Annotated in this window: 11 protein-coding genes; 6 read left to right on the top strand and 5 right to left on the bottom strand. The window is 60.7% G+C overall.

What is annotated here, in order from left to right:
* Positions 1–86 precede the first annotated feature (86 nt).
* Complete coding sequence (locus HX873_RS14990) at positions 87–461, bottom strand: YajD family HNH nuclease (RefSeq protein ID WP_003210675.1); 375 nt, start codon at positions 459–461, stop codon at positions 87–89.
* A 147-nt stretch (positions 462–608) separates the two neighbouring features.
* Here HX873_RS14990 and HX873_RS14985 point away from each other — a divergent pair, with 147 nt between their 5' ends.
* Positions 609–1,523 carry a ParB/Srx family N-terminal domain-containing protein gene (locus tag HX873_RS14985; protein WP_177122851.1) on the top strand — a complete coding sequence of 305 codons (915 nt, stop codon included), beginning with the start codon at positions 609–611 and terminating at the stop codon, positions 1,521–1,523.
* A gap of 573 nt (positions 1,524–2,096) precedes the next feature.
* Positions 2,097–2,981, top strand: coding sequence for an EamA family transporter RarD (rarD, locus tag HX873_RS14980; RefSeq protein WP_032899734.1), 885 nt, complete (start codon positions 2,097–2,099; stop codon positions 2,979–2,981).
* 34 nt (positions 2,982–3,015) lie between these two features.
* Here the strand turns inward: rarD and HX873_RS14975 are convergent, their stop codons facing one another.
* On the bottom strand, positions 3,016–3,702 hold the full coding sequence (locus tag HX873_RS14975; protein ID WP_003210678.1) for a spermidine synthase: 687 nt from the start codon (positions 3,700–3,702) through the stop codon (positions 3,016–3,018).
* A 78-nt stretch (positions 3,703–3,780) separates the two neighbouring features.
* Here HX873_RS14975 and HX873_RS14970 point away from each other — a divergent pair, with 78 nt between their 5' ends.
* Positions 3,781–4,068: a hypothetical protein gene (locus tag HX873_RS14970; protein ID WP_003210679.1), complete on the top strand. Its 288-nt coding sequence runs from the start codon at positions 3,781–3,783 to the stop codon at positions 4,066–4,068.
* On the opposite strand, the gene HX873_RS14965 is transcribed toward HX873_RS14970, so the two are convergent.
* Entirely contained in the window at positions 4,065–4,538 is a 474-nt protein-coding gene (locus tag HX873_RS14965) for a cyclic nucleotide-binding domain-containing protein (RefSeq protein WP_003210680.1), read from the bottom strand. The two genes, HX873_RS14970 and HX873_RS14965, sit on opposite strands and share 4 nt — an antisense overlap.
* An 82-nt stretch (positions 4,539–4,620) precedes the next feature.
* Positions 4,621–6,675 (bottom strand): S9 family peptidase, encoded by a 2,055-nt coding sequence (locus HX873_RS14960; RefSeq protein ID WP_134325909.1) that lies wholly within the window; start codon positions 6,673–6,675, stop codon positions 4,621–4,623.
* 21 nt (positions 6,676–6,696) lie between these two features.
* On the opposite strand from HX873_RS14960, the gene HX873_RS14955 reads away from it, so the two are divergent.
* The 3 genes from HX873_RS14955 to HX873_RS14945 are packed head-to-tail and all read left to right on the top strand — an operon-like array spanning position 6,697 to position 8,606.
* The gene (locus HX873_RS14955; protein ID WP_003210682.1) at positions 6,697–7,245 is read left to right on the top strand and encodes a hypothetical protein; all 549 of its coding nucleotides are present in this window, start codon (positions 6,697–6,699) and stop codon (positions 7,243–7,245) included.
* A 30-nt stretch (positions 7,246–7,275) separates the two neighbouring features.
* A complete protein-coding gene (locus HX873_RS14950; protein ID WP_003210683.1) occupies positions 7,276–8,052 on the top strand; it encodes a class II glutamine amidotransferase in 777 nt (258 codons plus the stop codon).
* 11 nt (positions 8,053–8,063) lie between these two features.
* Positions 8,064–8,606 (top strand): DUF2937 family protein, encoded by a 543-nt coding sequence (locus HX873_RS14945; protein WP_177040339.1) that lies wholly within the window; start codon positions 8,064–8,066, stop codon positions 8,604–8,606.
* A 110-nt stretch (positions 8,607–8,716) separates the two neighbouring features.
* On the opposite strand, the gene HX873_RS14940 is transcribed toward HX873_RS14945, so the two are convergent.
* Positions 8,717–9,655 carry a LysR family transcriptional regulator gene (locus HX873_RS14940; protein ID WP_008437943.1) on the bottom strand — a complete coding sequence of 313 codons (939 nt, stop codon included), beginning with the start codon at positions 9,653–9,655 and terminating at the stop codon, positions 8,717–8,719.
* Between the last annotated feature and the right edge of the window lie 53 nt (positions 9,656–9,708).

The following is a 9,708-nucleotide window of genomic DNA, read 5'->3' as shown; positions in this document are numbered from 1 at the left end:
CTCCCTCGCCACAACAAGCCTTCTCCCACTGCGAGCCTCCTTCCACAGCGAGCCATCTCCCACAGCAGGTCGTTCATTACATCGCTTCAGTCGTCTTTCTTCATCAACCCGGCCAACGCCGCAAACGGGTTGTGCGTCGCCTTGGCGATCGTCGGGCTGCTGGTGGAGCCTTCGCCGAAATACTGCTGGTCGGTATAACGCGAGTGTTCGTTGTCGTGGCAATACAGGCACAGCAACTCCCAGTTGGAGCCGTCCTGGGGGTTGTCGTCATGGTTGTGGTTGCGGTGGTGCACGGTCAGTTCGCTCAGGCGCTTGCCGGCGAATTCACGGGCGCAGCGGCCACATACGTGGGGGTACATCTTCAGGGCTTTGTCGCGGTAGCCCATTTCCCGGTCGCGCTGGGCATCGGCGAGGATGCGATCCAGCTTGGCGGTGTGGGAGGGCGGGTTGGTCGAGCTCATCATGGCTCCTGTCTTTTAGTGGATCACGGATAGCGTTGATTCTAGCTGCTTGCGGGCTAATAAACCTCCGGCTTTTTCAGGCGCGGTCATGCCGGTGAGGGGGATTGTTTGTAGTATCGACGAACTGAATCATAAGGAGCGGTACTCATGCGGATGCATTCATGGTTGTGGGCGCTGCTGTTGTGCGCCGTCAGTGTTCAGGTCCAGGCGTTTTCCACGCCCCAGCCAGGCGAGGTGATCGATGTGGCGCTGGAGCAGCTCCACCCGACCCAGGCCGTCATCGGTTTTGATCAGATTCATTACAAGCTGGGGGTATTTGCCGAGTCGCCCAAAAAAGTGTTCGACGAATACTGTGAAACCAACGGCCAGGGCGGTGTCGACAAGGTGCCTGAAGATGCCGATCTGCATAAGCCGGGCAGCTTCACCTGCAAAGACCCGGTAGGCGCCCACCCGGCGGACATGAAAACCGTGGTGGTCGGCCCCGCTGGCCAGTTGTACCTCACTGACGGCCACCACTCGTTCAGTACCTTGTGGGAGCAGCCAGGTGCCGGCGCCAAACTGAAGATGTGGGTGCGGGTCACCGATAACTTCAGCGACAGTCCCGACCTGGCGACTTTCTGGAAACGCATGGAGCAGGGCCGCAAGGTCTGGCTCAAGGACGGCCAGGGCAAGACCATCACGCCTGAGCAAATTCCGGCACACCTGGGCTTCAAGGACCTCGGCGACGATATGTTCCGCAGCCTGGTTTACTTCTCCCGCAAGGCGTCCTACGGCAAGCCGACCTCTGGTGAGGTGGTGCCGGAATTCCTGGAGTTTTACTGGGGAGGATGGTTGCGCACGCAGATTGACCTCGGCGCGTTCAACCTGAACAAGCAAGGCGGGTATGAAAAGGCAATCGAGGCGGTAGCCAAGCGCATGGTCAGCCTGGCGCCCGAGGCACCGGTAGGAGACAGCGGCTTCGGCGCCCGGCAGTTGGGCGGCTTCACGTCACTTGACCGCAAAGAACTGAACGATACGTTCAAGAAGAAAGTGCCCTACGTTATCGACAGTAGAAGTAACTAAGTGACGAACCGGCAGGGGCGGCCTTGTGCTGTTTCTGTCGGGCGTATAACGGCTTAATATACAGTAAAGATCCGGCAAATATCGATTTAAATGCCGTGGGGCATTTAATTGGCTTCAGGGTGATAAAGTGTTGGACTAACTTTGCCAGTTTGTTTAATGTGGCGCCTCTTGGCCTACTGCCGTTAGTGTGTTCTGTGGTGGCGTCAGGTAGTCAATACGTCAGGTCTTTCCTGGCGACTGTCAGTTTCCCGCAAGCCGGGCTTTCCTTTCACGATATCAACCCCCGTGGTTGACGTTGTGGCGTTTCAAATCAGAAGCGCTCATCCAGAGCGTACTGCTTCCAATAACCGAAGTCGGGTGGTTGAAGTGTCTGATGATCGTCGTGCAAATAATAAAAGATCGACGCGTTACCCTGTTGTTATAACTTGAAGATTCGGGATAGGTGTCCTGTGCAAGTTGTAAGTTTATGGTGCCCGTTAATAAACTTCTGATGTTCATCTCACTGACATTCACACTGCGTGAATGCAACGGCCTGCTTCAATTGAATACATGCAATTTTTTGTAGAGGCTGTTGTGTCTAAAGGCGTTGTTCTGGCGGTTTCCGCTTCCTTCCTGTTTGGTGTGCTGTATTTCTTTACCTCCCTTCTTGAACCCTTGAATGGCCAGCAGATATTTGGCTGGCGAATGCTCATCTCCTTGCCCTTCATGACGTTGCTGCTGTGCCTGTCCGGGGATTGGAAGTGGGTGCCGTTGATCTACAAGCGTCTGCGGGAGAAACCCGCGTTGCTGCCCTGTGTCGTGCTCACCAGTGCCCTGGTGGGTGTGCAGTTGTGGATCTTCATGTGGGCGCCCCTCAATGGCCACGGCCTGGATGTGTCGCTGGGCTATTTCCTGTTACCGCTGACCATGGTCATCACCGGGCGCATCGTTTACGGCGAACGCCTTTCCCATCTGCAAAAAATTGCCGCAGCACTGGCGGCGGTGGGCGTGGCCAACGAGCTGTATCGCACGGGCGGGTTCTCCTGGACCACCCTGGTGGTGTGCGTCGGTTATCCGCTGTATTTCGTAGTGCGCAGGCGTTGTGGCACCGACAACCTCGGCGGGCTGTGGCTGGACATGATGCTGATGATTCCGGTCGCGCTGTGGTTCGTCCTCGGTAGTGAGCCCATCAACGAGACCCTGGCGCAGCGCCCGGCGCTCTATTGGCTGGTGCCACTCATGGGGTTGGTCAGCGCGGCGGCGGGTTATTCCTACATCCTGGCCAGCCGGCTGTTGCCGTTCAGCCTGTTCGGTTTGCTCAGTTACGCAGAGCCGGTGCTGCTGGTGGCCGTGTCGCTGATGCTGGGAGACGCTCTCAAACCGGGCCAATGGATGACCTACCTGCCGATCTGGCTGGCCGTGGTGGTGTTGGTGCTGGAAGGCTTGAGGCATTTGAATCGACTGCGCCGGTCGATCTGACCTACGACCCGCGCAGTGAATTCAGGCGGCTGTTTCAGCCCTTGAGTTTCTCGGCAATCCAGATGGTATGCCGCGTGCCCTTGTTGCCATGGGCAAACACTTGCACTTCCTCGGCCTTGAAGCCGGCCTTGCGCAGTTTGTCGCTGAACTGCTTGTCGGCGCTGGCCGACCACACCGCCAGCACGCCCTTGGGCCGTAGCGCCTTGGCGCAGGCGCTTAGGCCACCGGCGGAATACAGCCAGCTGTTGGCTTTTTGCGTCAGGCCTTCGGGGCCGTTGTCCACGTCCAGCATGATCGCGTCAAACCCCTGGGGCTCGGCCTGCAGCACCTTGGCCACGTCTTCCAGACGGATCACGGTGCGCGGGTCCAGCAGCGGGCGGCCGGACTTTTCCCCCAGAGGGCCACGATTCCACTCGACCACGCCGGGCACCAGCTCGGCAACCACCACTTCGGCAGTCTTGCCCAAATGCTTGAGCGCTGCCGCCAGGGTAAAACCCATGCCCAGGCCGCCAATCAACACCCTGGAGCCGGGCCGACCGGCGACTTTGCGGCACGGAATCTCCGCCAGCGCATCCTCGGAACCGTGCATGCGCGTGTTCATCAACTGGCCACCGTCACCGCCCTGAATCTTGATGACAAAATCCTCACCGTATTCGAACAGGCACAAGGCACCGCCGTTGTCGGGGATCGGAGTGGTGTCCAGCAGAACGAAACGTTTCATGGAAATCTCATTGGGAAGGGCATTCTTGCGCGGTTGGGAGTAGCCTTACGACTTTACGGTCAGGCCATGGAGCCATCGATGAAGTGCAGCATTCTAACGGTCATTGTGTGGAGCGCGCTCGCCCTTGGCGGTGTGGCCCAGGCTCAGGAGTCGCAAACCGTGCCGATTACCCCCGCGCCCACGGCGGGTTCACCGGGTACTGCAACGCCCACGCCTTACCCGCAAGTCACGCCACCGGCAACGCCAAAGGCGGCCGGCAGCGGTGAGCCATTGTTGGCGCCGATCGTGCTGCCCGCGCCGCCGAAGGACCAGACGATCCCCGGCTTGCAGCAAAACGACATCAAGCCCAAGACCCCAGGCGGCTAAAACTGCTGGGACAGCAATTGCCCGTCCGCCATGCGCAGGCGCCTGGACAGGGCGATAGCAATCGCACGAATGATCTTGGCCGCGATTTTCGGTGCATCGTTGAGCATCTTTTCCAGGGAATCCTTGCCCAGGTTCAACAGCACGCAATCGCTGGCCGCCACACAGCTGGCGGAGCGGCGCTCGCCGTCCAGCACAGCCATCTCGCCAAAGGTCCGCCCGCTGCGCAAGGTGGCGATCGTCAGGCGCTGGCCTGCATGGTTGGTCTTCTGCACCGCCACCTGGCCTGAGTGAATGATGCACATGAAGGTGCCCGCGTCGCCCTCGAGGAAAATCACCTCATCGCGGGCGATGCTGCTGATGTTGAAATAGCCCGCCGCTACGTGGAAGTCTTCCGGCAGCAATGGGTCGAACAGCCCGCAATCCATCAGCATGTCGCGGATTTCGTTATTGAGTAAGGTCGGTTCTGGCATGAGGCTTACAGTCTTTGTCCATAAATCGTGCAGGGCACGCCCGGCGGTCAAGTGTTCAGACCGGCCCGCCAGGCGGAGTTCCTTAAATCAGCCCCAGCGCCTTGAAAACAAATGCATATTCGAGTGCTACGTCACGTAATCCCTGGTAACGACCACTCATGCCGCCGTGGCCGGCGCCCAGCTCGGTCTTGAGCAGCAACAGGTTGTCGTCGGTCCTGGTGTCGCGCAGCTTGGCCACCCACTTCGCCGCTTCCCAATACTGCACGCGGCTGTCGTTGTAGCCGGCGATCACCAGCGTGGCCGGATAGGCCTGGGCGCTGACGTTTTCGTACGGTGCGTACGCCTTGATCCGCTCATACACCTCGGGCTCCTGCGGGTTGCCCCATTCGTCGTACTCGGTGATGGTCAGCGGCAACTCGGGGTCGAGCATGGTGTTGAGCACATCGACGAACGGCACTTCGGCAATCGCCGCCTGGAACAGCTCCGGGCGTTGATTGAGCACCGCGCCGATCAACAGGCCACCGGCGCTGCCGCCGCTGATGGCCAGTTGCTTGGAGGTGGTCAGGCCCTGGGCGATCAAGTGTTGGGCGCAGGCGATAAAGTCGCTGAAGGTGTTTTGCTTGTGCTCCTGCTTGCCGCCGCGATACCAGGCCTCACCCAGTTCGCCACCGCCGCGTACATGGGCAATGGCGAAGGCCACGCCACGGTCCAGCAGGCTCAGGCGGGCGTGGGAGAACCACGGGTCGAGGCTGTGGCCGTAGGCGCCGTAGCCGTACAGATACAGGGGCGTCGGCTTACCCAACTGATCGCGTCGGACGACAAGACTGATCGGCACCTGAGTGCCATCGGCCGACGTTGCCCACAGGCGTTGGCTGACGTAGTCGTCGGCGTTGAACACGCCCAGCACCGGGGTTTCCTTGAGCACTTGTTGTGCGCCGCCGGCCAGTTCCAGCTGACGAACCTGGGCCGGGCGGTTCAGGGCCTCATAGCGCAGACGGATCTTGTCGCTGGCAAATTCCAGGCTGTTTTGCACATAGAGGCTGTAGGCCGCGTCCGGTAACTCCACGCGATAAGCGGCTTGCCCCTGTGGGTGCACTTCGATGATCGGCAGGCCGCCGATCCGCAGGCTCAGGGTCATGGCCCGGGCATTGAGGCTTACGCCATCGAGCATTACCGCGTCGTCGTGGGGGATCAGGTTCAGCCAGTCGTCCTGGGTCGGCACACTGCCGGTGTCGGCCGCCTGGAACAGCGCAAAGTTGATGCCGTCACGGTTGCTGCGGATAAACCAGGTCCACTGGTCGTCCAGCTTGCCGTGGTCGACGTCATATTCATGGCCTTCGACCCGTGGCGCCATGCAGGTAAACGCCTGCTGCGGCTTTTCGGCGTCCAGGGCCCAGATCTCGCTGGTGGTCTTGCTGCCCAGGGCCAGCAGCAACTGACGCTCGGAGCTGGAGCGGTAGCAGTGCAGGAAGAAACGTCCGTCAGGCTCGTGGAACACTTCTTCGGCGGCAGTGCCGTCCAGGCGATAGCGATACAGCTTGTGCGGGCGATGGGTGTCGTCCAGTTCGGTGAAGAACAGGGTCAGGCTGTCGTTGGCCCAGGTCATGCTGCCATCGCAGTCTTCAAACTCCAGTTCGCTGACCTTGCCGGTGGCCAATTCCTTCACGTAGAGGGTGTAGATCTCTTCGCCGCTGGTATCCAGGCTGTAGGCCAGGCGCTGGTGGTCCGGGCTGATGCTGAAGGCGCCGAGGGAGAAAAAGCCGCCATTGGCCAGTACGTTCGGATCCAGCAGCAGCTCTTCCGCGCTTTCGTCGACCTGTTGGCTGTCGTCCGCCGGGCGCGGGCAGCGGTAGTGGCGGGCGTATTCGTCGCCGGCGGTGGTGCGGGTGTAATACAGGTACGGGCCCCAGGGCGAGGGCAGGGACAGGTCGGTTTCGAGGATGCGGCCCTTGATCTCCTCGAACAGGGTCTCGCGCAGCGCCTGCTGGTCGGACAATTGTGCTTCTTGCCAGGCATTTTCCGCCTTGAGGTAATCGAGCACCTCGGCGCTGTCACGCGCTTGCAGCCAGGCATACGGGTCGGTGCCTGGGGCCTTGCGGGCGATCGGGGCGGCAGTGATGTGGGTCGATGGGGGCATGGATCACTCTCTGTCTGGCGGTTGGCCGACGGCATTGCAGCCTCGGCACTGAAAAGCCGTTATCATAGCGGCCTGTTTGCCTACCTTGCCATGGACACCATGACCGAGAACGACTATCTGATCGCTTGGGGCCTCTACGCCTTCGCAGCCCTGGGTTGCCTGTTGGTGTGGTTTGCCATGACCCGCTGGATGTGGCGCTGGCTGCGCGAGCCACTGCGGTTGCTGGTGGCGGTGCTGCTGTTCAGCCCGACCATCGTCGATCCGGTGAAGACCCAGTTCGCCCCGGCCGTGGCCATCACCGCCCTGGACCTGGTGCTCAAGGTCGGCAACAACGCCTGGCGGGCGATTTCCGATCTGTTCATGTATTGCATGATCGCGTTCGGCGTGTACCTGGTGTTCGTGCTGATCCGCTGGCCCATCGAGCGTGCCGCCAGGGTTCGTCGTGAGCAGAAGGCCGCCGCTGCGGCAGCCGCTGCTGCCGAGCCGGAGGATGACGACGAACCCTTCGCCGATGAGCGTTACGGTCGCCCGGCACCTGTCAGCGGTATGCGGGTCGAACCGCGCCTTTAACGTTGTACGCCCTGTATCGAGAAGCCTGGCATGTGTGAATTATTGGGCATGAGTGCCAACGTACCGACCGATATCGTCTTCAGCTTCACCGGGCTGATGCAGCGCGGCGGACGTACCGGGCCCCACCGCGACGGTTGGGGCATCGCCTTCTACGAGGGCCGTGGCCTGCGGTTGTTCCAGGACCCGGCGGCCAGCAGCGAATCGGAAGTCGCGCTGCTGGTGCAGCGTTATCCCATCAAGAGTGAAGTGGTGATTGGCCATATCCGCCAGGCCAATGTGGGCAAGGTGTGCCTGTCCAATACCCATCCGTTCGTCCGTGAACTGTGGGGCCGTAACTGGTGCTTTGCGCATAACGGTCAACTGGCGGACTTCAACCCCCGCGCCACGTTCTACCGCCCGGTGGGCGATACCGACAGCGAAGCGGCGTTCTGCGATTTGCTCAACCGAGTCCGTGAAGCGTTCCCGGAACCGGTGGACATCGAACAGGTGCTGCCGGACCTGATCGCCGCCTGCAGCGAATACCGCAGCAAGGGCGTGTTCAACTGCCTGCTCAGCGACGGTGACTGGCTGTTCTGCTATTGCTCGACCAAGCTGGCACAGATCACCCGGCGTGCGCCATTTGGCCCCGCACGGTTGAAAGATGTCGACGTGATCGTCGATTTTCAGGCCGAAACCACCCCCAATGACGTGGTGACGGTAATTGCCACCGAACCCCTGACCGAAAACGAGACCTGGACCCGCTACGAACCGGGCCAGTGGAGCCTGTGGCGACGCGGCGAATGTGTCAGCCAAGGTAAAACGGAATAAGGACGTCGAATATGTTGCTCAGCTATTTGCGACTGGTGTTGTTTGCCGTGGGTCTGTTGGTCGGTGTGCAGGTGCCGGGGTTTATCAGCGACTACGCCAAGCGCGTCGAAGCCCACTTGATCGAAGCCCAGACCGGCTTGCGCGGCTTCGATGCCACGGCGCAACAGTTCTTCAACGGTGACTTGCAGGCGCTGGTGGCCCATTACCGTGCCAGTGACGACCCGGTGTTTCGCAGCGATGCCAACAGCCTGGGCACCTTGCTCGACCGCCAGGCAGCGCTGGATAAGCAGTTCCAGGCGATGCAGGGCCCGTGGTACATCCGCGCGCTGCAAGTGGCGGTGGCCGCCGACCCGGCGATTCGCCAGGAAACCTGGAACGGCTACAGCTACATGCTGTTGCTGACCCCGGAAGCCATGGGCTGGGGCCTGGGCGGGGCGATGTTGTTGTCGTTCGGCATCGAGTGCCTGTTCCGCCTGATCGACTGGGTGGTGTTGGGCGGCAAGCGCCTGCGCCAGAGCCGACCGATTGAAGAGCGGGACCTCAAGGGGCTTTAAAGGCTGACGCGGTCAAATTGTGGGAGCGGGCTTGCTCGCGAATGCGGTGCGTCAGTGACATATGGGGTGGCTGGCACACCGCATTCGCGCGCAAGCCCGCTCCCACAGTTTTAAATCGGTTCCTTCAGTGGCATGGGTTTGCTCAACACCATCAAGTCCTCGCCCACCTTCTGCGCGTACTGCTGCACCACGCTCTGGCACAGCGCCACAATCTCCTCCACCAACTCCACGCCCACTCGCCACGACACCACCACCTGCAGGTTCGGCGGCCGTTGTTCCATGGGCAGCATGGTCAATTCACCTCGTGCCAGCTCTTCACTGACCAATACGGGCGGGAACGCACCAATCCCGAACCCGTCCCGCAGCAGGCGGGTGATCGCTGACACCGAGTTCACACAGTTCATCCGTGGGGCGGATACGCCGTTAGCCTGCATCAGGCTGAGCACGTCCTGGTGCGGACAGGAGTTTTTCGAGTAGGTGATGATGCGCTCCTGGGCCAGTTCAGCGAGGGACGCGTAGTCGCGGTTGTAGATCGAGTGGCTGGCGACGATCCAGCCCATGGGGTGGCTGGCCAGTTCCAGGCTGCGCAAGGTTTCCTGGCGCAGCAGGTCGGTTTGCAGGATCAGGTCGAGAAAGCCTTTTTGCAACTGATCGCTGAGGTTCAGCGCGGTATCGGCGACCAACTCGATTTCTACCCGCGGAAAGTTGTCCGTCAGTTCTGCCACCAGCGCGCTCAGCCAGGTGTGGATCACCGTGTCCATCACTCCGATGCGGATACGCCCGACCTTGCTGCTGGTGGTTTCCAGGGACTGCTTGAGCCCTTGCATGGTCGCCATCATCTGCTCGGCATAATCGAGCACCTTCAAGCCTTCCGGCGTCAGGCTCACACCTCGGGAATCGCGCAGGAACAGCTTCACCCCCAACTCGCTTTCCAGCACGGCGATGCGGCTGGAGATCGAGGCCTGGGTGGTGAACAGCTTCTCTGCCGTGAGGCGAAAGCTCTTGAGCTTGGCCACCCAGACGAAGGTTTCGAGGAACTTCAAATTCATGGGATCAACTTTTCTTATGCATGGATTGTTTTTTATTAGTTGGACGCAGCGTG

The organism is Pseudomonas sp. P7758, from assembly GCF_013386485.1.
GTDB lineage: Bacteria > Pseudomonadota > Gammaproteobacteria > Pseudomonadales > Pseudomonadaceae > Aquipseudomonas.
The sequence above is the reverse complement of the archived record's forward strand: the minus strand, read 5'-3'. Positions and strand labels throughout refer to the sequence as shown.

Coding starts and splice junctions, on each gene's coding strand:
- HX873_RS14945 (WP_177040339.1), top strand. CDS start 8,064: ATGTTGCTCAGCTATTTGCGACTGGTGTTGTTTGCCGTGGGTCTGTTG.
- HX873_RS14970 (WP_003210679.1), top strand. CDS start 3,781: ATGAAGTGCAGCATTCTAACGGTCATTGTGTGGAGCGCGCTCGCCCTT.
- HX873_RS14985 (WP_177122851.1), top strand. CDS start 609: ATGCGGATGCATTCATGGTTGTGGGCGCTGCTGTTGTGCGCCGTCAGT.
- HX873_RS14940 (WP_008437943.1), bottom strand. CDS start 9,655: ATGAATTTGAAGTTCCTCGAAACCTTCGTCTGGGTGGCCAAGCTCAAG.
- HX873_RS14960 (WP_134325909.1), bottom strand. CDS start 6,675: ATGCCCCCATCGACCCACATCACTGCCGCCCCGATCGCCCGCAAGGCC.
- HX873_RS14990 (WP_003210675.1), bottom strand. CDS start 461: ATGAGCTCGACCAACCCGCCCTCCCACACCGCCAAGCTGGATCGCATC.
- HX873_RS14975 (WP_003210678.1), bottom strand. CDS start 3,702: ATGAAACGTTTCGTTCTGCTGGACACCACTCCGATCCCCGACAACGGC.
- HX873_RS14965 (WP_003210680.1), bottom strand. CDS start 4,538: ATGCCAGAACCGACCTTACTCAATAACGAAATCCGCGACATGCTGATG.
- HX873_RS14950 (WP_003210683.1), top strand. CDS start 7,276: ATGTGTGAATTATTGGGCATGAGTGCCAACGTACCGACCGATATCGTC.